23 protein-coding genes are annotated in these 22,796 nt (G+C 64.5%); 18 read left to right on the forward strand and 5 right to left on the reverse strand.

Features of this window, described 5'->3' with window-relative positions; all coding sequences use genetic code 11:
- Complete coding sequence (gene purE, locus ACQY6T_RS15265) at nucleotides 1–498, reverse strand: 5-(carboxyamino)imidazole ribonucleotide mutase (RefSeq protein WP_428632111.1); 498 nt, start codon at nucleotides 496–498, stop codon at nucleotides 1–3.
- Between the two features lie 207 nt (nucleotides 499–705).
- Between purE and ACQY6T_RS15270 the strand changes: the two genes are divergently transcribed.
- The 4 genes from ACQY6T_RS15270 (at nucleotide 706) to ACQY6T_RS15285 (ending at nucleotide 2,914) form a co-directional block, all read left to right on the forward strand.
- The gene (locus tag ACQY6T_RS15270) at nucleotides 706–1,350 is read left to right on the forward strand and encodes a GGDEF domain-containing protein (protein ID WP_428632113.1); all 645 of its coding nucleotides are present in this window, start codon (nucleotides 706–708) and stop codon (nucleotides 1,348–1,350) included.
- A gap of 62 nt (nucleotides 1,351–1,412) precedes the next feature.
- Nucleotides 1,413–1,742, forward strand: coding sequence for a hypothetical protein (locus tag ACQY6T_RS15275; protein ID WP_428632116.1), 330 nt, complete (start codon nucleotides 1,413–1,415; stop codon nucleotides 1,740–1,742).
- 32 nt (nucleotides 1,743–1,774) lie between these two features.
- Entirely contained in the window at nucleotides 1,775–2,344 is a 570-nt protein-coding gene (locus tag ACQY6T_RS15280) for a hypothetical protein (protein ID WP_428632118.1), read from the forward strand.
- A 114-nt stretch (nucleotides 2,345–2,458) separates the two neighbouring features.
- Complete coding sequence (locus ACQY6T_RS15285; RefSeq protein WP_428632120.1) at nucleotides 2,459–2,914, forward strand: Dps family protein; 456 nt, start codon at nucleotides 2,459–2,461, stop codon at nucleotides 2,912–2,914.
- A gap of 116 nt (nucleotides 2,915–3,030) precedes the next feature.
- Here ACQY6T_RS15285 and ACQY6T_RS15290 read toward each other — a convergent pair whose 3' ends face one another.
- Entirely contained in the window at nucleotides 3,031–3,372 is a 342-nt protein-coding gene (locus ACQY6T_RS15290; RefSeq protein WP_428632122.1) for a hypothetical protein, read from the reverse strand.
- A 136-nt stretch (nucleotides 3,373–3,508) separates the two neighbouring features.
- Entirely contained in the window at nucleotides 3,509–4,330 is an 822-nt protein-coding gene (locus ACQY6T_RS15295; protein WP_428632125.1) for a cold-shock protein, read from the reverse strand.
- Between the two features lie 262 nt (nucleotides 4,331–4,592).
- Here ACQY6T_RS15295 and ACQY6T_RS15300 point away from each other — a divergent pair, with 262 nt between their 5' ends.
- From ACQY6T_RS15300 to ACQY6T_RS15365, 14 genes are all read left to right on the forward strand, one after another.
- Nucleotides 4,593–5,210: a ribonuclease D gene (locus tag ACQY6T_RS15300; RefSeq protein WP_428632126.1), complete on the forward strand. Its 618-nt coding sequence runs from the start codon at nucleotides 4,593–4,595 to the stop codon at nucleotides 5,208–5,210.
- Between the two features lie 14 nt (nucleotides 5,211–5,224).
- On the forward strand, nucleotides 5,225–5,863 hold the full coding sequence (lptC, locus tag ACQY6T_RS15305; RefSeq protein WP_428632129.1) for an LPS export ABC transporter periplasmic protein LptC: 639 nt from the start codon (nucleotides 5,225–5,227) through the stop codon (nucleotides 5,861–5,863).
- A complete protein-coding gene (locus ACQY6T_RS15310; protein WP_428632131.1) occupies nucleotides 5,860–6,438 on the forward strand; it encodes an LptA/OstA family protein in 579 nt (192 codons plus the stop codon). The genes lptC and ACQY6T_RS15310 overlap by 4 nt, the downstream gene beginning before the upstream one ends.
- A 103-nt stretch (nucleotides 6,439–6,541) precedes the next feature.
- A complete protein-coding gene (locus tag ACQY6T_RS15315; protein ID WP_428632134.1) occupies nucleotides 6,542–6,694 on the forward strand; it encodes a hypothetical protein in 153 nt (50 codons plus the stop codon).
- Between the two features lie 78 nt (nucleotides 6,695–6,772).
- Nucleotides 6,773–8,587 carry an ABCB family ABC transporter ATP-binding protein/permease gene (locus ACQY6T_RS15320; RefSeq protein WP_428632135.1) on the forward strand — a complete coding sequence of 605 codons (1,815 nt, stop codon included), beginning with the start codon at nucleotides 6,773–6,775 and terminating at the stop codon, nucleotides 8,585–8,587.
- Between the two features lie 81 nt (nucleotides 8,588–8,668).
- Complete coding sequence (ybaL, locus tag ACQY6T_RS15325; RefSeq protein WP_428632137.1) at nucleotides 8,669–10,312, forward strand: YbaL family putative K(+) efflux transporter; 1,644 nt, start codon at nucleotides 8,669–8,671, stop codon at nucleotides 10,310–10,312.
- A gap of 167 nt (nucleotides 10,313–10,479) precedes the next feature.
- Nucleotides 10,480–12,261, forward strand: a complete 1,782-nt coding sequence (gene recQ, locus ACQY6T_RS15330) for a DNA helicase RecQ (protein WP_428632140.1) — start codon at nucleotides 10,480–10,482, stop codon at nucleotides 12,259–12,261.
- A 147-nt stretch (nucleotides 12,262–12,408) separates the two neighbouring features.
- Complete coding sequence (locus tag ACQY6T_RS15335; RefSeq protein ID WP_428632141.1) at nucleotides 12,409–12,729, forward strand: UrcA family protein; 321 nt, start codon at nucleotides 12,409–12,411, stop codon at nucleotides 12,727–12,729.
- A 71-nt stretch (nucleotides 12,730–12,800) separates the two neighbouring features.
- A complete protein-coding gene (locus ACQY6T_RS15340) occupies nucleotides 12,801–13,856 on the forward strand; it encodes a helix-turn-helix domain-containing protein (RefSeq protein ID WP_428632144.1) in 1,056 nt (351 codons plus the stop codon).
- A gap of 92 nt (nucleotides 13,857–13,948) precedes the next feature.
- On the forward strand, nucleotides 13,949–14,764 hold the full coding sequence (locus ACQY6T_RS15345; protein ID WP_428632146.1) for a sterol desaturase family protein: 816 nt from the start codon (nucleotides 13,949–13,951) through the stop codon (nucleotides 14,762–14,764).
- Nucleotides 14,765–14,809: 45 nt separating this feature from the next.
- Entirely contained in the window at nucleotides 14,810–15,244 is a 435-nt protein-coding gene (locus ACQY6T_RS15350) for a TIGR01244 family sulfur transferase (protein ID WP_428632147.1), read from the forward strand.
- The gene (locus ACQY6T_RS15355) at nucleotides 15,241–15,648 is read left to right on the forward strand and encodes a hypothetical protein (RefSeq protein ID WP_428632149.1); all 408 of its coding nucleotides are present in this window, start codon (nucleotides 15,241–15,243) and stop codon (nucleotides 15,646–15,648) included. The genes ACQY6T_RS15350 and ACQY6T_RS15355 overlap by 4 nt, the downstream gene beginning before the upstream one ends.
- The gene (locus ACQY6T_RS15360) at nucleotides 15,641–16,555 is read left to right on the forward strand and encodes a sterol desaturase family protein (RefSeq protein ID WP_428632152.1); all 915 of its coding nucleotides are present in this window, start codon (nucleotides 15,641–15,643) and stop codon (nucleotides 16,553–16,555) included. The genes ACQY6T_RS15355 and ACQY6T_RS15360 overlap by 8 nt, the downstream gene beginning before the upstream one ends.
- A gap of 188 nt (nucleotides 16,556–16,743) precedes the next feature.
- Entirely contained in the window at nucleotides 16,744–18,339 is a 1,596-nt protein-coding gene (locus ACQY6T_RS15365; protein WP_428632153.1) for a GMC family oxidoreductase, read from the forward strand.
- A gap of 365 nt (nucleotides 18,340–18,704) precedes the next feature.
- Here the strand turns inward: ACQY6T_RS15365 and ACQY6T_RS15370 are convergent, their stop codons facing one another.
- Together ACQY6T_RS15370 and ACQY6T_RS15375 are read right to left on the reverse strand one after the other, a co-directional pair.
- The gene (locus ACQY6T_RS15370; RefSeq protein ID WP_428632155.1) at nucleotides 18,705–21,071 is read right to left on the reverse strand and encodes a TonB-dependent receptor; all 2,367 of its coding nucleotides are present in this window, start codon (nucleotides 21,069–21,071) and stop codon (nucleotides 18,705–18,707) included.
- A gap of 265 nt (nucleotides 21,072–21,336) precedes the next feature.
- Entirely contained in the window at nucleotides 21,337–22,785 is a 1,449-nt protein-coding gene (locus tag ACQY6T_RS15375) for an ammonium transporter (protein WP_428632157.1), read from the reverse strand.
- Nucleotides 22,786–22,796 lie beyond the last annotated feature (11 nt).

A 22,796-nucleotide genomic window follows, 5' to 3' on the forward strand; every position in this document is an offset into this window, starting at 1 on the left:
TCAGCCCTCGCGAACCGGGATCGGCGCGACGCTGCTCGTCTGTGCGTCGCGCCAAGCGTCGAGTTTTTGTGCCAGGGCGGCGTCATTGTTTGCGAGCAGTGCGACGGCGAACAGACCCGCATTGGTCGCCCCCGCCTTGCCGATCGCAAAGGTCGCCACCGGAATGCCGCCCGGCATCTGGACGATCGAATAAAGGCTGTCGATGCCGCTCAATGCGGCCGACTGGACGGGGACGCCGAGCACCGGCACCCGCGTCATCGACGCGACCATACCGGGCAGGTGCGCGGCGCCGCCGGCTCCCGCAATTATCGCTTGAAGGCCGCGCTCCGCCGCGCCTTTGGCATAAGTCACGAGGCGGTCGGGGGTGCGGTGGGCGGACACGATCTGCACCTCGTGCGCGATGCCGAATTGTTCCAGGATCTGGACCGCATGCGCCATCGTTGGCCAGTCCGACTGGCTGCCCATGATAACACCGATTTGCGGCCTATCGTCGCCCATCACCCATCCCTCCACACCGCGGCAGCACTTCACGGATGAATCGCCGCCGCACCTCCCCTAGCGACTGCACCGCGCGCGGGCAACGGCACCGAACATGCGATACTGACTCGGGCGTTTACCGATTGGTATCAAGTCGCCGCTAGGGTCGCGGTTCAATATTCGTCGGCATCGGGCCGATGTATAAGGGTTCGCTTTCGGGGGCGTTGAATGGACAGCGTAGGGGGGGCACGGATCGCGGTCGACCAGTTCGGCACCGTCGCCGTTGACTCCATCGAAGACCAGCTGCGGGATGTCCGCCGGGAACGCGACGCTTTGCGCCGCGAGAACCGCGTATTGAAAATCGCCGTCGCCGAACTGGAACGGGTGTCCGAACGCGACACGCTGACCCCGTTGTTCAACCGCCGCTATTTCCTGACCGCGATCCACCACCGGATGGCGCGGTTCGAACGTCATGCCGAACGCGCCGCGGTCGTGTTCGTCGACGTCAACCAGCTGAAATTGATCAACGACAGCTTTGGCCATGCCGCCGGCGACTTTGCGCTGATGGAAATCGCCAAGCGGCTCGCCGAATCGATCCGCGCGACCGACGTCGCGGCGCGCATCGGCGGCGACGAGTTCGGGCTGATTCTGGATCAGTCGAGCGTGGAGGGCGCGCGCGCCCAGATCGAACGGCTTGGCGATGTGCTGACCGCGGCGCCGGCGGAATATGACGGGCACCAGATCGCGCTGTCGGCGTGCTTCGGGATTGCGATGTTGCAGTCGGGGATGACCGAATCGGACATATTGGCCGCCGCCGACCGCGATATGTACCGCAACAAGCAAGGACAGGGTTCGGCCCCCGGCCACCGCTGACATTGGCGCTAACCGCCCGTTAACCATAAGGGCGCATCGTCCGGTTAGGACAGGGGGTGAATATGCGTACCCAAGCCGACCCATATCATGACATTCAAAGCCGGATCACCGGCCAGATCGGCGCGCTGGCCGAAGCATTGCCGCATTGCGCGTTGGCGCAGATCGTTCAGGGGATCGACGACATCCGCTGTTTGGCGCGCGACAACGGCTTTGCCGCGGTCGAAACGTTGGCGAGCCGGCTCGAATCGGCGGTTGCGGGGGGTGGTTATCGCGCCGCGATCCTGACCTATCTCGACGCCATGAGCGACGCCGCCTGCGTGCCGCGCGGGCCGCTGCCCGCCGCTGCGCAGGAAGCATGGCTGGCGTCGGTCGCCATGCGGCTGGGGCATTGACCGCCTTCGCCTGACGATCCAGACGGGTTTCCATGGATGCAATCATGCTTGCGCTGGTGGCGGTGCTACTGGCCAATGCCGACGGGCGCAGCGGGATATTCCTGTCGCGGCTGCTGAGCGCGCGCGCCGATCGGCATGTTGTCGTCGCCATCGCCTTCGGCGTCTTTGTCCTGAATGCCATCGTCGGTGCCACGGCGGGAGCGATCGCAAACCGCATGATCGGGCAGGGCGTGGCGGCGCTGCTCGTCGCCTTTGCGCTGATATTCGCGGCGATCGCGGTCGGGTGGCGATCTCGACCGGCGCTGTTCGACGCGAGCGCGTCTGAAGTGCCGCCGACAAAGCTGGCCGGCCGGATGCTGGTGGCCCAGTTCGGTGACCGCAGCCATTTCCTGATCGGCGCACTGGCCGCGACCAGCGGCGCCGGGCAGTGGGCCGCAGCAGGCGGGCTGGTCGGCTGGACGATCGCGATGCTGCCATTTCTCGCTTTCGGCGCCGACCTTGCCGAACGGCGCGGTGCCCACGTCATCCGCTGGATGAGCGCCGCCATTCTGACGATATGGGCGATGCGCACCGCGATGGCCGCGTTCGGACTAATCGGCTGACACGTTTCGCTTGAGGTCATTCATCGCTTTTGTCGATGACAGCAACCGACAGCTTTCATGGGACAATGCCGCCGCGATCCCCATATCGGGTTGGCATAAGAAAGGGTGTTTCCAATGTCCCAGAACAATCAGCCCGCCGTGGCCGACGCGCTCAACGCGCTGCTCGCCGACAGTTTCGCGCTGTATCTCAAGACCAAAAACTACCACTGGCACGTCCAGGGACCGCGCTTTCGCGAACTCCATCTGTTGTTCGACGAACAGGCGGCGCAGATTTTCGCGACCACCGACCTGATCGCCGAGCGGGTGCGCAAGAATGGCGCGCGGACGCTGCAATCGATCGGCGACATCGGCCGACGCCAGTCGATCCGCGACGATGATGCGGCGGGGCAAGACGCCGAGGCGATGATCCGGACGCTGGCCGACGACAACAAGACTTTGCTCGCGCAGCTGAAAGAGGTGAAGGCTGCCGCCGAAGCCGATGGCGATATCGCAACCAGCGGACTGGTCGATAGCTGGGCCGACGAGACACAGCAGCGGATCTGGTTCCTGGAAGCGACGCTGGGGTATTAGGGCGGCCGAAATCGCTCCCGGTGTGAGCACGAGATAGCGTGACGCGTATATACACGTCGCCCCACGAAGGCGGGGGCCGCGAGCAGCCTTATTCGTTTTCCGGTTATGCCGCCTGATCAGCGTTGCTTCTTCGCCGTCGTCGCAGTGAAATCGGGGTCCTTTTTTGCCACCCAATCGACAAATTTGCGCACATTGGGGTTGGCCAGCAGGCCGTCCACATCCATCCCGTGGCGCTGCAGTTCCGAATTGGTGAAATTGGCGATCAAAGTTTGCTGGCAAATCGGGTGCATCGGCACGACGTCGCGCCCGCCCCGGCTCTTGGGCACGGGATGATGCCAGACAATTGTCTTGCCCGTGGGCCGGGCGCAGAGCCAGCACGGCGGGACAGCGATCGCCGGAGCCTCGTCGTTGCGATGCAGGTCGGCATAAGGATCATGCTTTGAATGTTTGCGGGCCATGCTTCTGCCTGAAATACCTAAGATTTGGCGCGTTGCCGTCAGCTTTGGCCGCCGCGCGACATAATCGCGCGCCGATCACCAAATAAAAAGGGCGGCCCGCGAGCCGCCCTTTTCGTGTTTCCGGTTGTCTGGCCGATCAGTCCTGATGCGGCTGGATATTCACCGCCGCGAACTTGCCGCGATCGTCGACTTCGATGTCGAAAGCGACGCGGTCGCCTTCTTCCAGGCCCGTCATGCCGGCACGCTGCACCGCGCTGATATGGACAAAGGCGTCGGCCTGTCCGTCATCGCGGGCAATAAAGCCAAAGCCCTTGGTCGTGTTGAAGAATTTGACGGTGCCCGACGTGCGTTCGCCGGTCAGTTGACGACGGCCGCGCGCGCCGCCAGGTGCGCCACCGGGCGCCCCGCCGGGTGCGCCGCGATCGTCACGGCGCGGAGCGCTGTCCTCGATCGGCATCGGTTCGCCTTCGATCTTGATGTCGATCGCCGACACCTTGCCGTTGCGTTCGACGAGGGTGAAGCCCAGCGGCTGGCCCGAAGCGAGACCCTGAAGCCCTGCCTGTTCGACCGCGCTGATGTGAACGAACACGTCTTCGCCGCCATCGTCGCGCGCGACAAAGCCAAAGCCTTTTGCCGCGTTGAAGAATTTGACCGTGCCATTGCCTTCGCCGACGACCTGCGCCGGCATGCCGCCGCCACGTCCGCCGCCGAAGCCGCCACCGCCACCCCGATCGCCGCCGCCGAAGCCGCCGCCACCGGGACGGTCGCCGCCGCCGAAGCCGCCGCCACCCGGACGATCACCGCCGCCAAAGCCGCCGCGGTCTCCGAAACCGCCACCGCGGTTACCGCCGCCATAGCTGTCGCCGCCATAAGGTGCAGGTTCGAAGCTGTCGAAATTGCCGAAATCATCGCGCTTGCCGCGCCCCCGCTGGCCGCGGCGATCCTTGTTGAAACTCATTGTCTAATAGTCGCTTTCGGTTCGTCCATACCCCATTCGATCGGCGCCTTGCGTCGGACGGGGACGCACTTCACCACGGGCACAGACTCGCCCTATGCCGCTAACGACGTAATATATAGCTTAAACCGCTGATATCTGCGAACGGAAAATTCAAAATCGCGATGCAGACTGTCGCAGACTTTTCTTCAGGCGTGCCGGACGCAGGGCGTGGTGATGAAAACCAGTCATTGAGCGCCACCGCCGCTTCGCCTAAGGCGGGCGGATGAGCGTATATTTCCACGAAGAAGATTTGCCCGCGGGCGCCCTGGGTCCGGGCGCGGTCGCGATCGATACCGAGACGATGGGCTTGAACCCGCTGCGCGACCGATTGTGCCTGGTCCAGATCAGCGACGGATCGGGCGACGAACATCTCGTCCGCTTCGGCCCCGGCAGCGCTTATGATGCACCGGTACTGAAGGCCATATTGACCGATCCTAATCGATTGAAATTGTTCCATTTTGCACGATTCGATATCGCGGCGCTGCAACAGGCGCTCGGCGTTGTGACCGCGCCCGTCTATTGCACCAAGATCGCCTCGAAGCTGATCCGGACCTACACCGACCGCCACGGGTTGAAGGAACTGGTGCGCGAACTGCTGGGCCAGGACGTGTCGAAACAGCAACAGTCGAGCGATTGGGGCGCCGCCGAACTCAGCGACGCGCAGCGCGACTATGCCGCGAGCGACGTCCGCTTTCTGCACGCGATGAAGGATATTCTCGACATGCGGCTGGCGCGCGAGGGTCGCACCGAATTGGCGCAGGCCTGTTTCGATTTTCTGCCGACACGTGCTGCGCTCGACTTGGCCGGTTGGCCCGAAACCGACATTTTCGCACACAGCTGATAGGGTCGATTCGCATGTCCGAACGCGCCGATCTTGATCGCACGATGCGCCGTATGTGGGCGGCCAGCGGGTCGAACCACGACCGGGTCGTGCGTATCCTGCGTTACGGGCTGCCGCTGGTGATCGGCGTCGTCGCGGCGGTGCTCGTCTTCTCGCCTTTTACCCAGCGCTCCGAAATCAGCTTCCTGCTCGCCAAGGACAAGGTCGAGATGGCGCAGGAGCGGATGAAGGTGACGCGCGCCGAATATCGCGGTCAGGACGCCAAGGGCCAGCCCTTTGCCCTGCTCGCGGGCAGCGCGGTGCAGAAAAGCTCGGCTGAACCGATTGTGCGGATGACCGACCTGTCGGGGGCGATCCGGCTTGCCGACGGCCCGGCGACGATCGTTGCGCGCGACAGCGCCTATAATATGGACACCGAAAAGGTGGCGGTACCGGGACTGGTCCAGGTCAAGGGCGCCAACGGCTATCGCATCGACGCCAGTAACGTGTCGATCGATCTCAAGAGCCGCAGCCTGGCCGGGAGCGGCGGTGTCAACGGGACGTTGAACATCGGCAATTTTTCGGCCAATCAGCTGACCGCCGACCTCGACAAGCGGATCGTGCGGCTGCAGGGCAATGCCCGGTTGCGGATCAATCAGGGAGTGCTCAAATGAACCGCCTTTTGCCCTTGAAGAGCGTGATGCTTGCGGGCGCGGGTTTTGCGCTGACCAGTCTGGCGATCCTGTCGGCGGGCGCCGGCGGCGATGCCGCGCAGGCGCAGGCACTCGCCAACCACAACAGCAACGCGCCGGTCGATTTCGCCGCGAACAGCATTGAAGTGCAGGACCGCGCCGACCGCGTCGTCATTTCGGGCAATGTCCGCGTGACGCAGGCGGGGATGACGCTGACCGCGGCGCGGATGACCGTCGCCTATAGCCGCCAGGGCGGCACCGACGTCAACCGGCTCGACGCGACCGGCGGGGTCGTCGTGACCAAGGGCGACGAACGCGCATCGGGCAATGTCGCCATCTATGACCTCGACCGGCGGCTGATCACGATGGTCGGCAATGTCGAGCTGCGCCAGCGCGGAAATAATCTGCGCGGCGGGCGCATGGTGATCGATCTCAACAGCGGGCGCGCGACGGTCGATGGCCGCGGCGCGGCGCGCGGTCCGGATGGCAACCCGATCCAGGGCGGTACCGGCGGACGCGTGACGGGCACCTTCACGGTACCGGAAAGAAAGCAGTAACCACAGGCTTTTACCGAACCGATACCATGGGCCGCGATGCTGGGCGTAGGGACCAGATCATCTGCGGCGCCGGGGGGCCACCGCGCAAACAAGGTATGCCCCCATGCGCTTCTCTCCGCTTGTCCCGCCCCGGCGCCCGCTGTTTGGTCGCCGTGTCGCCCCCGCTGAACAGCCGGTGCTCTCCGGCCCGACCAGCGAAGAGCGCCGGTTGATCGACCGCCTGCTCCACCGCGCCGGGTATCGCGATTCGCGCTAGTCTCTTTCTGCGGCTTTCGCCGGGTTAAGACTAACCCCTGCTTGGCGTCGGGACTCTGCGGCCCTACATGGGGCGTCGATGCCGCCCGACACCACCACCTCCGCCGAAGCCAGCCGCGAACCGCCCGTCCTTGCGACGCTGAAGCGGTTCCTGCCCTATTTGTGGCCGGTGGGGCAGACCGAGCACAAGGTCCGCATTGTGATCGCGGGGCTGATCGTGCTCGCGTCGAAGGGCGTCCAGCTGTCGATGGGCTTCCTTTATGGCGCTGCGATCGACAAGATGGCGCCGGGGATGGAGCAGGGCGTCGCGCTCGCGATCGGGCTGGTGCTCGCTTATGCGGGCGCGCGTTTCGCCGGGGTGCTGTTCGACAATTTGCGCAACGTGGTGTTCGAACGTGTCGGACAGGACGCGACGCGCGAACTGGCGATTACGACCTTCAGCCATCTCCACGCGCTGAGCCTGCGCTTTCACCTCGCGCGGCGCACCGGCGAGGTCACCAAGGTGATCGAGCGCGGGACCAAGAGCATCGACACGATGCTGTATTTCCTCCTGTTCAACATCGCGCCGACGATCATCGAATTGCTCGCGGTGCTCATCATCTTCTGGACCAAGTTCAGCTTTGGCCTCGCCAGTGCGACGGCGCTGATGGTTGTCGTCTATATCATCTTCACCCGCAAGGTGACCGACTGGCGCAACGCGCTGCGCACCCAGATGAACGATCTCGACACGCTGACCATCGGGCGCAGCGTCGACAGCCTGCTCAATTACGAAACCGTCAAATATTTCGGTGCCGAAACCCGCGAGGAAGCGCGCTATCGCGACGTCGCCGATCGCTACGCCAAGGCCGCGGTGAAGAGCGAAAACAGCTTGGCATGGCTGAACATTGGGCAAAGTCTGGTCACCAACGCGGCGCTGGCGGGGGCGATGGCGTACACCGTATGGGGCTGGTCGACGGGCGAATATAAGGTCGGTGACGTCGTGCTGGTGAACACGCTGCTCGCGCAGCTGTTCCGCCCACTCGACATGCTCGGCATGGTTTACCGGGTGATCCGTCAGGGGCTGATCGACATGGAGGCGATGTTCCGCCTGATCGACACCCCGCCCGAGATCAGCGACGCGCCGGACGCTTGGCCGCTGGTGGTGAACGGCGGCGCGGTGGCGTTCGACAATGTCGTGTTTGGTTACGAGCCCGACCGGACGATTCTGAACGGGGTCAGCTTTGCGGTCGGCGCGGGCGAGACGCTGGCGATCGTCGGGCCGTCGGGGGCGGGCAAGTCGACGATCGCGCGGCTGCTGTTCCGCTTCTATGATCCGCAGGCCGGACGGATCACGATCGACGATCAGGATATCGCCAAGGTCACGCAAAAAAGCCTGCGCGCCGAGATCGGCATCGTGCCGCAGGACACGGTGCTGTTCAACGACAGCATCGGCTATAATATCGCCTATGGTCGCGAAGGCGCGGGCGCCGAAGAGATCGCGGCAGCCGCCGAAGGCGCGGCGATCGACGCTTTCATCGCCATCCTGCCGCAGGGCTATGACACCGAGGTCGGCGAGCGCGGGCTGAAGCTGTCGGGCGGCGAGAAACAGCGCGTCGCGATCGCGCGCACCCTGCTCAAAAACCCGCCAGTGCTGATCTTGGACGAAGCGACTAGCGCGCTCGACAGCCGCACCGAGGCGGCGATCCAGGACACCCTCGACCGGATTGCGCAGCGCCGCACGACGCTGGTCATCGCGCACCGCCTGTCGACAGTGACCGGCGCCGACCGCATCATCGTGCTCGACAAGGGCCGCGTGGCGGAAACCGGGACGCACGACCAGCTGCTGCGGATGCGCGGCCTGTACGCCGACATGTGGGCGCGGCAGCAGGCGGAGGTGGAGGAGGGGACGGTTTGAATCGTGTTGGCGGTGATCAATCGTAACTAAATCGGTTGTGTTGGGTTGACCCCCGAGTGCACCGACCCCTAGGCATAATTCATGCCGCACGACACCTCCCTGATCGGCACCATCGTTGCCGGGCTCGGCGTTGCGTTCCTTATGGGGGCGCTGGCGCATCGGCTGCGGATTTCGCCGATTGCGGGGTATCTACTTGCCGGCGTGCTGGTCGGGCCGTTTACGCCGGGGTTCGTCGCCGATACCGGGCTGGCGCTCCAGCTCGCCGAGATTGGCGTCATCCTGCTGATGTTCGGGGTGGGCCTTCATTTTTCGCTGAAGGACCTGCTGTCGGTGCGCAAGATCGCGGTGCCGGGGGCGATCCTGCAGATCGCCGTCGCGACCGCGCTCGGCATGATGCTCGGGCTGTGGCTTGGCTGGTCGATCGAAGGGAGCGCGGTGTTCGGTCTCGCGCTGTCGGTCGCGAGCACGGTCGTGCTGCTGCGCGCGTTGCAGGCGCGCGATATGGTCGAGACCGAAAAGGGACGGATCGCGGTCGGCTGGCTGATCGTCGAGGATCTGGTGATGGTGCTTGCGCTGGTGCTGCTTCCCGCGATGTTCGGCGGTCGCGGCGATGAGGCGAATGGCGCCGGACTGTTGCAGTCGGCGGCGATCGTGCTGCTCAAGGTCATTGGTTTCGGCGCCTTCATGTTCGTGGTCGCGCGGCGCATCCTGCCGTGGGTGTTGCACTGGGTCGCGCACACCGGATCGCGCGAGCTGTTCCGGCTGGCGGTGCTCGCCATCGCGCTGGGGGTGGCGTTCGGCGCTGCGGTGATTTTCGACGTGTCGTTCGCGCTCGGCGCCTTTTTCGCGGGGATGATCCTGGGCGAAACGCCGCTCAGCCGCCGCGCCGCCGAAGAGACGCTGCCGCTGCGCGATGCGTTTGCGGTGCTGTTTTTCGTGTCGGTCGGCATGTTGTTCGATCCCAAGGTGCTGGTCGAACAACCGGGCCCGGTGCTGGCGACGGTCGCGATCATCGTGGTCGGCAAATCGGTGGCCGCCTTTGCGCTCGTCCGTGCCTTTGGCCACACGTCGCAGACCGCGTTGACGGTGTCGGCCAGCCTGGCGCAGATCGGCGAATTCTCGTTCATCCTCGCCGGGCTGGGGGTGGGGCTGAAGGTGCTGCCCGAGACCGGGCGCGACCTGATCCTGGCGGGGGCGCTGCTGTCGATCCTGTTCAACCCGATCCTTTTCACCCTGGCGGTGCGGCGCATCCGGGCCGACAGCGACCCCGAGACCGACGGCGATGCCGCGGTGATGGCGGCGCCCGCCGCGCCGACAGTGCGCACCGTGCTGATCGGGTTCGGCCGCGTCGGCAGTCATATCGGCGGGCTGGTGTGCGGCCGCGGCGAGCAGCTGACTGTAATCGAGGATCAAAAGGATATGGCGGCGGCGGCGCGCGCGGCGGGGGCGACGGTGATCGTCGGCGACGCGACCAAGGAAAGCGTGCTGCGTCAGGCCGGACTCGACATCGCATCGACGCTGCTGATCGCGATTCCCGAAGGGGTCGAGGCGGGGGCGATCGTGCGGCGGGCGCGGGCGATCAACCCCAAGCTGCTGATCGTCGCGCGCGCCCATTCGGACGAAGAGGTGAATGATCTGGTGCGGCGCGGTGCCGACCATGTCGTGATGGCCGAACGCGAAACCGCTGCGCGGATGGCCGAACGGGCGTTGATGATGCGGGGTTAGGCGACAAAGAAACCCGTTCGTGTCGAGCGAAGTCGAGACATCCATCGTGAGAAGGCCTGACCCTGAGGGGCATCTCGACTTCGCTCGATGCGAACGGGAAAATAGAAACTGAATTGGGGCAGCTGGGGCTTCCCCCGCTCCCGCAACTTCCCTATCGCCCTCGCACAATGTCCGCCGACGCGCTCCTCCCCCTCCTCAAATCGACCTTCGGCTTCGACCATTTCCGTGGTCGCCAGGCCGACGTCGTCGACCGGGTGATGGCGGGAGAGCGGACGCTGGCGGTGATGCCGACCGGCGCGGGCAAGTCGCTGACCTATCAACTTCCTGCGGTCGCGCTGAATGGCTGCGTCGTCGTCGTGTCGCCGCTGATCGCGCTGATGCACGACCAACTGCGCGGCGCACGCGCGGCGGGGATTCGCGCCGCCAGCCTGACCAGCGTCGACGCCGATGGCGCCGAGGTGCGGCAGCGCTATCGCGACGGCGATCTCGACCTGCTGTATGTCGCCCCCGAACGCGCGACGGGGGAGGGGTTCCGCGCCCTGCTCGCGGCGCGGACGCCGGCGTTGTTCGCGATCGACGAAGCGCATTGCGTGTCCGAATGGGGGCATGATTTTCGCCCCGATTACCGCTTGCTGCGTCCGCTGCTCGATGGCTTTGCCGAGGTGCCGAGGCTGGCGCTGACCGCGACCGCCGACAAGCACACGCGCGAGGACATTCTGCTCCAGCTGGGCATCCCCGACGACGGGTTGATCCTGGCGGGGTTCGACCGCCCGAACATCCGTTATGCGATCCGCCCGCGCGTCACCCCGGCGCGCCAGCTGATCGAGTTCATTGCCGCCAATCCGGGGCCGGGCATCGTCTATTGCCCGACGCGCAGCGGCACCGAACGGCTGGCGGCGCAGCTTGCGGCGGCGACGGGGCGGCCGGTCGCCGCCTATCACGCCGGGCTCGACGCCGAGGTGCGGTCGCGCGTCCAGCATGATTTCGTCGCGTCGGAGGACGGCATCGTCACCGCGACGGTCGCCTTCGGGATGGGGATCGACAAACCCGACGTGCGTTTCGTCGCGCATGCCGCGCTGCCGAAATCGATCGAAAGCTATTATCAGGAAACCGGGCGCGCGGGGCGCGACGGCGACCCGGCCGAAGCGATGATGCTGTGGGGCGCCGACGATTTTGCCAAGGCGCGGATGCGGTTGTCGGAATTGCCCGAGGCGCGCGTCGCGGGCGAACGGGTGCGGCTGAACGCGCTGGGGGCGCTGGTCGAGACGGTCGAGTGCCGCCGCGCGCAGCTGCTCCGCCATTTCGGCGAAAGCCCGCCGGACCGCTGTGGCAATTGCGACAATTGCCTCGACCCCGCGGCGCAGGTCGACGCGACGATACTGGCGCAAAAATTGCTCTCCGCAGTGTATCGCACCGGGCAAAGCTATGGCGCGGGGCATATCGAGGCGGTGCTGACCGGGCGCAGCGACGAGCGCATCGCCCAGCGCGGCCATGACAAATTGTCGGTGTTCGGGATTGTAACCGGCGACGAAGCACGGCTGATCAAGCCGCTGGTGCGCACGCTGGTGGCGCGCGAGGCGCTCGAGACGACCGAGCATGGCGGGCTGATGCTGGGCAGCGCGGCGCGCGCGATGATGAAGGGCGAGGCGTCAGTGCTGATCGCCGAACCGCCGGTGAAACGCACCAAACGTGATACTCGGGGCGGCGCGGGTGCGGGGGTCGCCAACCCGATCGGCGATCCGCTGTTCGACGCGCTGCGCGCCACGCGGCGCGAACTGGCGGCCGAAGCGGGGGTGCCGCCCTACGTCGTGTTCCACGACGCGGTGCTGCGCGCGATGGCGACCGAAAAGCCGGACAGCTTGCACGCGATGGGTTCGATCCCCGGGGTCGGCGCGAAAAAGCTGGAGGCGTGGGGCGATGCGTTTCTGGCGGTGATCCGGCAGTTTTGAAACGGTTGCGGCGCGTACGGCTGGCCGATTTCGTAAACGGCTAGCCAGGTTCGGAACGCGGCGCGACCGGCAGGGCGGTCGCCGCCATCCTCCCTTCATCGATGCGGTTTCGCCGGTGCGGGACCGGTCGACGACAGGAGATCGACCATGAAAAAGCCGCTGACCCAATCACTCACCCTGGCCCTGGTGGCGGTCTGTCTGGCGGTGTTGCCGACCACTACACAGGCGACCGACACCGCGACCGCGACCGTTCGTATCGACGTCAGCGCGCTCGACCTTGATTCGCCCGACGGGATGAAGGCGGCGCAACGCCGCATCGACCGCGCGGTGCATCGCTCGTGCCGCAACGACGTCGAACATCTGACGGTCGAGGCCCGCCGCGCCGCGCGTCAGTGCCGCGACACGTTGCGCAGTCTGGCCGAGCAAAAGCTACGCGCGCAGGACCGCCAGAAACTGGCGGCGCAATGACCATGCGGCAGCGGCGCGGGGCTTTGCCCGCGATGGTGGCGCCCTGTGGTCGCTTGCAGTAGCACCGGGCGATGACGGCGCTCGACACCCTCGATCCGATGATTCGTGGCGGCAGTATCGCGCTGTTCGCGCTGTGGATCGCGATCCTGTGGCGCGACTATCGATCGATCGTTTCGGCGCGGGTGGCGATGGCGATGAATTTGGCGATCATCGCCTATCTGGTGGCGCGGGTGTTGAGCCCTGACGGGCCGGCGCGCCTGCCCTTTGTGCTGTGCGATGCGCTGTCGGTGATGGTCCCCGCGCTGTTCTGGCTGTTCGCACGGCTATGGTTCGACGACCAGCAGCGTATCGGCTGGCGCAGCTGGCTGCTGCTCGCCGCCTTCGGGGTGCTGCCGCTGGCGCAGATGGTGATGATCGCCGCGACCGGGACATTTTTCTGGCCGATCTGGGTGCTGGTGCGGATCGGCATGTTCGCCTTTGCGGTGGCGGGGATGTGGATCGCATGGCGCGGGCGCGCGAATGATTTGATCGAGGCGCGGCGCGGTTTCCGGTTGGGGGTGGTCGGCGCGATCGGCGGCTTCATCCTGCTCGTGACCTTTATCGAGATGTTCCACAATCGCGACATGAGCCATGATTTGGGGCGCGCGCTGACGCTGGTCGCGATCCTGATCGCCACCTTCATCGTGTCGGTCGGTCTCTATCGGTTCCAGTCCGCCGAACTGTTCGCCGCGGCGGGGGTGACGCCGAAACGGGACGAGCCGACCGCGGCCCCTTCGTCCCTCGCGCAGCGATTGCACGCGGTGATGGCGGAGGAACGCGCCTATCGCGCCGAGGGGTTTTCGATATCGGCGCTCGCGGCGCGGCTGGGCGAGCCCGAATATCGCGTTCGCCGCGCGATCAATGGCGAGATGGGGTTTCGCAACTTCACCGCCTTTCTGAACGGCTTCCGCCTCGACGAAATCCGCGCGGCGCTCGCCGACCCGGCGCAGCGTGAGGTACCGATCCTGACCATCGCGATCGACGCGGGGTTCGGCTCGCTTGGTCCTTTCAATCGCGCTTTTCGCGATGCCGAGGGCATGACGCCAAGCGCGTATCGCGCCCGCGCGCTGAAGCTGGCGATTGGCTGATTTCAGAATCGGCTAGCCGGATTTTAACATCGGAGAGCGAAAAGCTGTTTACTGTGCTCGAACGGGGCATTCATTATCGACAGGATTTCCCGATGTTCGATGCCTTTCCACCGCTTCACATTCTGCTGACCAAGGGTCCGTTCGTTTTCGCCTTCGACTTCGGCCGTTATCTCGTCGCGGCGGCGGTGGTCGCGGCGATCGTTTGGGGGCTGCGCCGGACAACGCTGCGGACCCGAAAAATCCAGGCGCGCGAGGCGACGATGGCCGACAAAAGGCGCGAGTTCGCACAGTCGATCCAGACCGTCTGCGTCTATACGTTGGTGTCGGCGTTTATCATCTGGGGCGTCGATGCCGGGGTGCTGCAACGGTTTCAGGGCAGCTATGGCTGGGCGGGCGATCTGGCCCTACTCGCCGCGCTGATCGTCGCGCACGACACCTATTTCTATTGGGTCCACCGCGCGATGCACCATCCGCGGCTGTTCAAGACCTTCCACCGTGCGCATCATCGGTCGATCACTCCGACGCCGTGGGCGGCCTATAGTTTCGCGATTCCCGAAGCGTTTGTGATGATCGCCTTTGTCCCGATCTGGCTAGTTTTCGTCGCGACGCCGGGGTGGGTGATGCTGAGCTGGATCCTGTTCCAGATCGTCCGCAACGCGATGGGGCATGCCGGGTTCGAGCTGCACCCGCGCTGGTGGTTGTCGACGCCCGTCACGCGCTGGATCAACACCACGACGCACCACGACCTGCATCACAATGGCGGCTTCAACAAGAATTACGGCCTCTATTTCACCTGGTGGGACAAGATAATGGGGACCGAGCATCCGCGCTATGCAGCGCGTTTTGCCGAAGTCGTGGCAGGCGACCGCAAGCTGGCCGCGCGCCCGGCGCGGACCGTGACGGCATAGGTTTCACGCTTGTCAGCAAAAGCGGCTGGCCTATACATCGCCGCCATGAGCGATTTTCGTACCCTGTCCGCCGACTATAGCGTCGCCCCGCAAATCAGCATCGAGGATGTGCAGGAGGCAAAGGCCGCGGGCTTTGCGATGATCGTCAACAACCGTCCCGACGGTGAGGAGCCCGAAGCGCCGCAGAGCCATGATATCGCCGCCGCCGCCGCCGCCGAGGGATTGGCCTATGCGGCGATTCCCGTCGGCCATGCTGGTTTCAGCCATCCGCAGCTCGACGCGCTCGACGCGGTGCTCGGCGGCGCGACCGGTCCGGTGCTCGCCTATTGCCGGTCGGGTACCCGATCGACGCATCTGTGGGCTTTGACCCGTGCGCGGGTGGGCGAAGATGTCGAGGCGATCTGCGAGGCGGCGGCGAATGCGGGCTATGATCTGTCGGGGCTGCGTCCGATGCTCGATGCGCTGGCGGGCGAGCGGTGACCTTCGCCGCATTGATTCAGCTGGGCGCGTCGGTGGCCGCGGTGCTGTTCGTCGTGTGGCTGGTCAGGAAGATGGGGCTGGGCGTTGACCCGCGGATCGAGGACGAAGCGCATGCGATCCGGCTCGCCGAAGAAGCCGAGGCGGGCTTTCGCGGGATCGACGTCGCGCGTGACCGCGCAGGTTTTTCAGCTTTGGTGCGCAATGCCGAGGGGCGGATGATGATCGTGCGCGCGCACGGCAATCATTTCGCAGCGCGGCCGGTCGATGCCAGCGTCGAAGGGCGGCTCGACAAGGATTTCCTGACGTTGACACCGCCGGAGAAGACTTTTGGCGCGGTGACGCTGCATCTGGGCAAGGATGCCGGAATGTGGGCGAGCCGGATGCGGGATCTGAACATTGGATAAGCTACCCGATCCGGTGACCTACGCCGTCCCCGCCTTCATCCTGCTCCTGATCGCCGAGATGGTGATTTCGCTGCGCAAGGACAAAAGCCGGTACGAGGCGCGCGATACGCTGACCTCGCTGATGCTCGGAACATTCAGCCAGGTCGCGGGGGCGCTGGTCGGCGCGGCGGTGATCGCGGCGTCGGTGTGGGTGTATCAGTTTCGCCTGTTCGACATCGGGATCGAATGGAGCCGTTGGTGGTGGGCGTGGATTCTCTGCTTCTTCGCTGACGATCTGGCCTATTATGCCTTCCACCGCAGCGCCCATCGGGTGCGCTGGTTCTGGGCGAGCCATGTCATCCACCATTCGAGCCAGCATTATAATCTTTCGACCGCGCTGCGGCAGACCTGGACGGGCTTTTTCAGCCTGACCTTCCTGTTCCGGCTGCCGCTGTTTCTGATCGGCTTTCCGCCCGCGATGGTGTTCTTCTGCGCCGGGCTCAACCTGATCTACCAGTTCTGGATCCACACCGAGGCGATCAAGCGGCTGCCTAAATGGTTCGAGGCGGTGATGAACACCCCGTCGCACCACCGCGTCCATCACGGCGTCAACCCACGCTATCTCGATGCCAATTATGCGGGCGTGTTCATCATCTGGGACAAGATGTTCGGTAGCTTCGTTGCCGAACGCGATGACGAGCCGGTGCGCTATGGCATCGTCAAGCAGCTTGGCAGCTTCAACATTTTGTGGGCGGCGGTGCATGAATGGGTCGGGATCGCGAAGGATATGTGGAGCGCCCCGTGGCGGCACAAGCTGAACTATCTGATCCGCGAACCCGGTTGGAGCCACGACGGGAGTCGCCAGACGAGCGCGATGATCAAGGACCGCTGGGCGGCGGGGCGGCCAAGCGAAGAGCCGGTGGAATAGGCCGCCTTTCATCCCGTTCGTGTCGAGCGAAGTCGAGACACCGTGAAGGCGCGTGCCAACGATAGGTGTCTCGACTTCGCTCGACACGAACGGCAAAGGGTGGTGGCTTTGCCGCTTGCCACGCTCGCTAATGACATTCATGTAAGTCCCGATTGACCACCGAACCGGTGGCGAGGGGAGCGGCGCGCATGAATTCTGGAGACCAATTCGACATCATCGTCATCGGCGGCGGCAGCGCGGGGAGCGCGGCGGCGGGTCGGCTGGCCGAGGATGGCAAGCGCACGGTGTGCCTGATCGAGGCCGGCGGGACCAACGACAATGCGCGGGTCAAGACCCCGGGCTTCATGCCCTTCATCCCCGAGGCTTCGAACTATCGGTATGAAACATTGCCGCAGAGGGGGCTGAACGGCCGCACCGGATATCAGCCGCGCGGGCGCGGGCTGGGCGGGTCGAGCGCGATCAACGCGATGGTGTATATTCGCGGCCACCAGTTCGATTATGACCAGTGGGCGGCACTCGGTGCGACCGGGTGGAGCTATGCCGACGTGCTGCCCTATTTCAAGCGTAGCGAGGGCAATGAGCGCGGCGGCGACGAATTTCATGGCGCCAATGGCCCGCTGAATGTCATGGACCAGCGCTGGCCTAATGTGACGAGCCGCCGCTTCATCGAAAGTGCGGCGTCGCTGCAACTGCCGCGCACCGGCGATTTTAATCTGCCGAACAACGAAGGTTTCGGCCTGTATCAGGTGACGCAGAAAGATGGCGAACGCTGGTCGGCGGCGCGGGCCTATGTCGAGCCGTTGCGCGGCCGCGCCAATCTGGACATCCGCACCGATGCTTTGGTCGAGAAAATCATGGTCGAGGAAGGCCGCGCCACCGGGGTCGTTATCCGCCAAGGAGCGAAGCGTGAAACGCTACGCGCGCGGGGCGGGGTGATCCTGTCCGCCGGGGCGTTCGGTAGCCCGCAAATCCTGCAGCTATCGGGTATCGGTCCCGCCGCGCATCTGAAAGCCATGGGTCTGGACGTCACCCTCGACCGCGGCGGGGTCGGTGACAATCTGCAGGATCATATCGATTATGTGTCGAGTTGGGAAACCCGCTCGACCGATCCGCTCGGCAACAGTCTGGGCGGCACCTGGCGGATGGTGAAGGCGATTTTCGAACATCGCACCCGGCGCACCGGCATCATGACCACCTGTTTTGCCGAGGCGGGCGGCTTCTGGAAATCGCATCCCGATTTGGCCGCGCCCGACATTCAATATCATTTCGTTCCTGCGATGCTCGAGGATCATGGGCGGACAAAGGTAAAGGGGCATGGCTTTTCATGCCACGCCTGTGTGCTTCGCCCCGAAAGCCGCGGGACGGTGCGACTGGCTTCGCCGGACGCCGCCGCGGCGCCGGCGATCGATCCGGGTTTCCTGACCGACGATCGCGACTTAGCGACCTTGAGGGCAGGCGTGCGGATGATGCACCGCATCGTCGCGGCGCCGCCTCTCAGCGGGTATGCGGGAGTTGACCGGCATCTGGTGAACCTCGACGATGATGCCGCGCTCGACGCGCTGATCCGCAGCCGCGCCGACACCGTCTATCACCCTGTCGGCACCTGCCGGATGGGCGGCGATGTCGATGCGGTGGTCGATCCGACGCTGAAGCTGAACGGCCTCGACGGGTTATGGGTCGCCGACGCGAGCATCATGCCGCGGCTGGTGTCGGGCAATACCAACGCGCCGAGCATCATGATCGGCGAGCGCGCAGCGGAATTTGTGAAGGCGGCTTTGGGCTGATTTGATGTCGTCATCCGGTGCGTCAGGAAGCAGGCGCGGAAACGCCACACCGGTTGGTAAACAGCGATTCGGTACGGCAGGATGATGGCAGCGGGCGGAACTTGGTGACGCCGCGGCACCAGATAAAGCCTTGAAATCCCGCGATTTCTTGAAAGGAACATCGCGCGCAAAAAAAAGAGGGCCGGGACTTGCGTCCCGGCCCAGCCTTTCAGGCTCTCCCCTCCTGAAACTGTTGACGCAATGAATGCCATATTAATGTCATGTTGGGAAGGCCTAAATGTGCGGCAGCGCTGCCTAATTGTTGTGCAGTGCAGCGTGCAGCAAAAAAGGGCCGGTTCGGTGCGGAACCGGCCCTGTTGTTCACCTTAGAACGTCTTGCGCGCGGTGATGCCAAAGGTGCGTGGCTGACCAACCGTATAGCCAAGCCGCGCCCGCCCGCCGCGTTCGCGATCAAACGACAGCAGCGCGTTTTCGTCGAACAGATTGTTGACATAGGCGATCAGCGACAGGCCGTTGTCGAAGTCGACCCCGGCGCTGAGGTTAACCAGCTGGTAATCGGGCAACTGCAGATCGACCGTCGTCGCCGCCCCCGCCGGGGCGCCGCCGAACGGCAAGCCATGGACAAAGGTTCGCGGGTTGTTTTCCTGATCGGCGGGCTGGGTAAAGCGGGTGCCGACATGCTGCACCGATGCCGCGACATACATGTTCGCGGTGTCTCCGATCGGCCATTCATAGCTGCCCGACGCGGTCAGCTGGAACTTCGGCACCGACGGCAGGCGATTGCCGTTGCGGATCCCCGTTGCGGTGGTGAGCGCGCCGGGGAGCGTGGTGTCAAATTCGGCCTCGATGATGCTTCCCGACAGGTTGAAGTCGAGTCCGTCGGTCGGGTTCAGCCCCAGCTCGAACTCCACACCCATCGAATGCGCGTCGGGGACGTTGAAGACGATGCGCGACGAACAGCTGCCGGCGTCGAGCGTCACCTGCAGGTTGCTGATGTCGTTATAGAAGCCCGCGGCGTTGAAGGTGAAGCCGCGACCCTGCGACTTTACCCCTAACTCGTAGTTCCATAGCGTTTCGTCGTCATAATCCTGAAAGCCACCGAACAGCGCCGCGTCGGCAGGCGAACACAGCGGCAGGTTGAGCGGATCGTTGACCCCGCCGAGGCGGAAGCCTTTCGACGCCTGGGCGTTGACCGTCACCGCGTCGCTGACGTCGTAGGACAGCAGAAAGCGCGGGGTGAAGCCACTCGACTTGGTGCTGTCGGTGCGGTTGTCGCCATTGGCGAACAGGCCGCCCGATTTGAAGCTGCGCGTTTCCTTGAAGTCGTAATAGCGCCCGCCCGCTGTCGCGGTGAAGGCGTCGCTGAAATCGTAGCTGACCTCGCCGAACAGCGCGAACTGCTTGATGTCATAGGGCAGGAAGGCGTTGTACGGCGAATCGGGGGAAAAGCCGTTGCGGACGCTGGCGGAGGTTCCCGCGCCCAGCGTCGCGTCGGTCACCGCGTCATAACCCGGCGTCGGCAGCGTCTGGGTATAGACGCGGTCGACCTTGGAATAAAAGGCGCCGACGACCCACTGGAACGCGCTGTCATTGTCCGACGCCAGCCGCAATTCCTGCGACCAGGTTTCGAGATCGGTGGTATCGACCAAGTTCGACGGCAGCAGGACCCCGGCATCGGGGAAACCGAGATCGACCGACACCGATCCGGACAGTGCGCTGGCATCGCGGCTGACCAGGATGTCGCGGTTGATATAGCTGGTCACCGACGTCAGCTTGGCGCCGCCAAGCCCGACGTTGAGGTTGAGGTCGGCGATCAGCGTTTCGTCCTCGAACCCTTCGCGCAGCAGCAGATATTGCTCGCGCTCGTCATAGGTGACCTGCGGCCGCGTGGTCGTGAACTGGTTGCCGTACAGATTGTAGATGTCCTGACGATTGAACCCGTCGGCGGTCACCTTTTGATAGACGATCCGCGGGGTGATCGACAGATTTTCGCTGGGTTCAAAGGTCAGCGCGATGCGGCCGCCATAGCGTTCGCCGCTGTTGACATCGTCGCCGCCGGCCGGACCGACCGCGTTGATGAAACCGCCGTAGCGAGTGTAATAGCCGACCGCGCGCACCGCTGCCGTATCGCCAAGCGGCAGGTTGATCGCACCCTTCAGATGGCCGCCGATATCGTCGCCGTCCACAAGGTTGACGTTCGCTTCGACGCTGCCCTCGGTCGTGCCGAGCTTCGGCTGATTGGTGATGTAGCGGATCGTACCGCCAACCGAACCCGAACCGAACAGCGTGCCCTGCGGCCCGCGCAGCGTTTCGACGCGGTTGAGATCGTACAGATCGATGTCGGGGGTGAAGAGCGAGAGCGAGATGACGCTTTCGTCGAGATAGACGCCGACCTGTTCCTTGACCCCCGGCTGGTCGCGCACGACCTGGCCGGCGGAAACGCCGCGGACCGACACCTGGCTTTGCCCCGGCCCGAGGTTTTGCACCGACAGCCCGGCGACGTTGCGCGACAGATCTTCCAGCGTCACGGCGCCCGATTTCTGGATGTCGGCCGCCGTCTGGGCGTTTATCGAGAAGGGGATGTCCTGAAGATTGGCGTCGCGCTTGGTCGCGGTGACGATGATGATATTGCTGTCGTTTTCGGCGCCGTCGGCATCCTGGGCGGCGGCGGGGCTGCTGACGGCGATCGCGAATAGCGACAGACCGGCCAGCATCGTGGAACGTTCGAGCATAATTTCCTCCCTGTGATGCGCGGGACCATGCTGTTCCGTCGCGCCGAGAGGAGTGCGCCTTTTAGCGTGGTCACGCAATGATGGTTACAATGGAAACCAAATTTACCCGCGACATGTTGCACCCGGGCCACAGTATCGATGTCTGCAAAAAAATGGCCGGGGCAAAGGCCCCGGCCAGTGGTTCGCAGGAGGAACCTGGGTAGGATCCCGCCGCCGCCGCTTGAAAGGAGAGAGACGTGCGGCGACGGGTATCCTGTCTCGTTGATCAGTAGTTGTAGGCGCGCTCCCCATGTTCGCTGAGGTCGAGCCCTTGCTGCTCGACGTCCGCCGAAGGGCGCAGGCCGATGGTGTATTTGAGTGCGAGAAACAGCACCGCGCTGACCACACCAGTCCACAGGACGGTGGTGCCGACGGCCCAGATCTGCGTCATCACCTGGCCGGTCAGGTCGAACTCGCCGACCTTGGCGACGGGCGCGGTGTAATCGATCCACCCCTGACCGCCCCAGGCCGGATTGGCGACGAAGCCCGTACCGATCGCGCCGATGATGCCGCCGACCGCGTGAATGCCGAATACGTCGAGCGAGTCATCATATTTGAGTTTCTTCTTCACCGTGGTGACGAAGAAGAAGCAGCCGAGCGAGGCGACGGCGCCGAGGATGATCGCGGTGCCGGGATGGGCGAAGCCCGCCGCCGGAGTGATCGCGACCAGACCGGCGACAACGCCGGAAACACCACCCAGCAACGACGGTTTCTTGTGCACGATCTGCTCGATGACCGCCCATGTCACGCCTGCTGCTGCCGTAGCGACGAGCGTGTTGATGAAGGCAAGCGCGCCGAAGGCGTTGGCTTCAAGGCCCGAACCGGCGTTGAAACCGAACCAGCCGATCCACAGCAGGGACGCGCCGATCATCGTCATGACCAGGTTGTGCGGGGGCATCGGTTCCGAGCTATATCCAAGGCGCGGGCCGATCACGAGGCAGCCGACCAGACCGGCGATACCTGCGTTGATATGGACAACGGTGCCGCCGGCAAAGTCGAGCGCACCCCAGCCCCACAGCAAGCCCATGTCAGTTGGCGCGGCGTGGAGAAAGTCCGGACCGGCCCAGTACCACACCATATGTGCGATCGGGAAATAGGCCAGTGTTAGCCACAGCACTGTGAAGATGATCAGCGGCGTGAACTTCACGCGCTCCGCAAAAGCCCCGACGATCAGCGCCGGCGTGATGCAGGCAAAGGTCATCTGGAAGATCACGAAGACATATTCGGGCAAATAGACCCCGTTCGAGAAGGTGGCAGCGAAGGTGTTGACATCGACGCCGGACAGGAACGCCTTATCGAGGCCGCCGAACAGCGAGGGGAATGGCGTACCGGTGGAGGTGAAGGCCATCGAATAGCCCCAGCTGAACCAGACCAGCGCGGCGACGCAGACGATCGTCAGCACCTGCATCAGCACCGAAAGCATATTCTTGGTGCGGACAAGGCCGCCATAGAAAAGCGCCAGCGCAGGCACTGACATCATCAGGACCAAAGCCGAGGCGACGAGCATCCAGGCCACGTCGCCTTTGTTGACCATGTCGGCGGTTGGCGTGAAAGCGGCGGGAGCCGCCGCGTCGGCAACCGGCGCCGCCGCTTCCTGCGCCCATGCGGGCAGCGCAGCGAACAGCGAGAGGCCGATGGCCCCGGCGCCCGCCGCAAATTTGTTTGCGAACGTCATAATTTCCCCCT

The sequence above is a fragment of the Sphingopyxis sp. genome (assembly GCF_965279725.1).
Lineage (GTDB): Bacteria > Pseudomonadota > Alphaproteobacteria > Sphingomonadales > Sphingomonadaceae > Sphingopyxis.

What these genes read in the sequence shown, in the direction of transcription:
- ACQY6T_RS15365 (WP_428632153.1), top strand. Translation starts at nt 16,744, where the DNA reads ATGAATTCTGGAGACCAATTCGACATCATCGTCATCGGCGGCGGCAGC.
- ACQY6T_RS15285 (WP_428632120.1), top strand. Translation starts at nt 2,459, where the DNA reads ATGTCCCAGAACAATCAGCCCGCCGTGGCCGACGCGCTCAACGCGCTG.
- ACQY6T_RS15375 (WP_428632157.1), bottom strand. Translation starts at nt 22,785, where the DNA reads ATGACGTTCGCAAACAAATTTGCGGCGGGCGCCGGGGCCATCGGCCTC.
- ACQY6T_RS15290 (WP_428632122.1), bottom strand. Translation starts at nt 3,372, where the DNA reads ATGGCCCGCAAACATTCAAAGCATGATCCTTATGCCGACCTGCATCGC.
- ACQY6T_RS15335 (WP_428632141.1), top strand. Translation starts at nt 12,409, where the DNA reads ATGAAAAAGCCGCTGACCCAATCACTCACCCTGGCCCTGGTGGCGGTC.
- ACQY6T_RS15275 (WP_428632116.1), top strand. Translation starts at nt 1,413, where the DNA reads ATGCGTACCCAAGCCGACCCATATCATGACATTCAAAGCCGGATCACC.
- ACQY6T_RS15310 (WP_428632131.1), top strand. Translation starts at nt 5,860, where the DNA reads ATGAACCGCCTTTTGCCCTTGAAGAGCGTGATGCTTGCGGGCGCGGGT.
- ACQY6T_RS15315 (WP_428632134.1), top strand. Translation starts at nt 6,542, where the DNA reads ATGCGCTTCTCTCCGCTTGTCCCGCCCCGGCGCCCGCTGTTTGGTCGC.
- ACQY6T_RS15350 (WP_428632147.1), top strand. Translation starts at nt 14,810, where the DNA reads ATGAGCGATTTTCGTACCCTGTCCGCCGACTATAGCGTCGCCCCGCAA.
- ACQY6T_RS15345 (WP_428632146.1), top strand. Translation starts at nt 13,949, where the DNA reads ATGTTCGATGCCTTTCCACCGCTTCACATTCTGCTGACCAAGGGTCCG.
- recQ (WP_428632140.1), top strand. Translation starts at nt 10,480, where the DNA reads ATGTCCGCCGACGCGCTCCTCCCCCTCCTCAAATCGACCTTCGGCTTC.
- ACQY6T_RS15295 (WP_428632125.1), bottom strand. Translation starts at nt 4,330, where the DNA reads ATGAGTTTCAACAAGGATCGCCGCGGCCAGCGGGGGCGCGGCAAGCGC.
- purE (WP_428632111.1), bottom strand. Translation starts at nt 498, where the DNA reads ATGGGCGACGATAGGCCGCAAATCGGTGTTATCATGGGCAGCCAGTCG.
- lptC (WP_428632129.1), top strand. Translation starts at nt 5,225, where the DNA reads ATGTCCGAACGCGCCGATCTTGATCGCACGATGCGCCGTATGTGGGCG.
- ACQY6T_RS15320 (WP_428632135.1), top strand. Translation starts at nt 6,773, where the DNA reads ATGCCGCCCGACACCACCACCTCCGCCGAAGCCAGCCGCGAACCGCCC.
- ACQY6T_RS15270 (WP_428632113.1), top strand. Translation starts at nt 706, where the DNA reads ATGGACAGCGTAGGGGGGGCACGGATCGCGGTCGACCAGTTCGGCACC.
- ACQY6T_RS15280 (WP_428632118.1), top strand. Translation starts at nt 1,775, where the DNA reads ATGGATGCAATCATGCTTGCGCTGGTGGCGGTGCTACTGGCCAATGCC.
- ACQY6T_RS15370 (WP_428632155.1), bottom strand. Translation starts at nt 21,071, where the DNA reads ATGCTCGAACGTTCCACGATGCTGGCCGGTCTGTCGCTATTCGCGATC.
- ybaL (WP_428632137.1), top strand. Translation starts at nt 8,669, where the DNA reads ATGCCGCACGACACCTCCCTGATCGGCACCATCGTTGCCGGGCTCGGC.
- ACQY6T_RS15300 (WP_428632126.1), top strand. Translation starts at nt 4,593, where the DNA reads ATGAGCGTATATTTCCACGAAGAAGATTTGCCCGCGGGCGCCCTGGGT.
- ACQY6T_RS15340 (WP_428632144.1), top strand. Translation starts at nt 12,801, where the DNA reads ATGACGGCGCTCGACACCCTCGATCCGATGATTCGTGGCGGCAGTATC.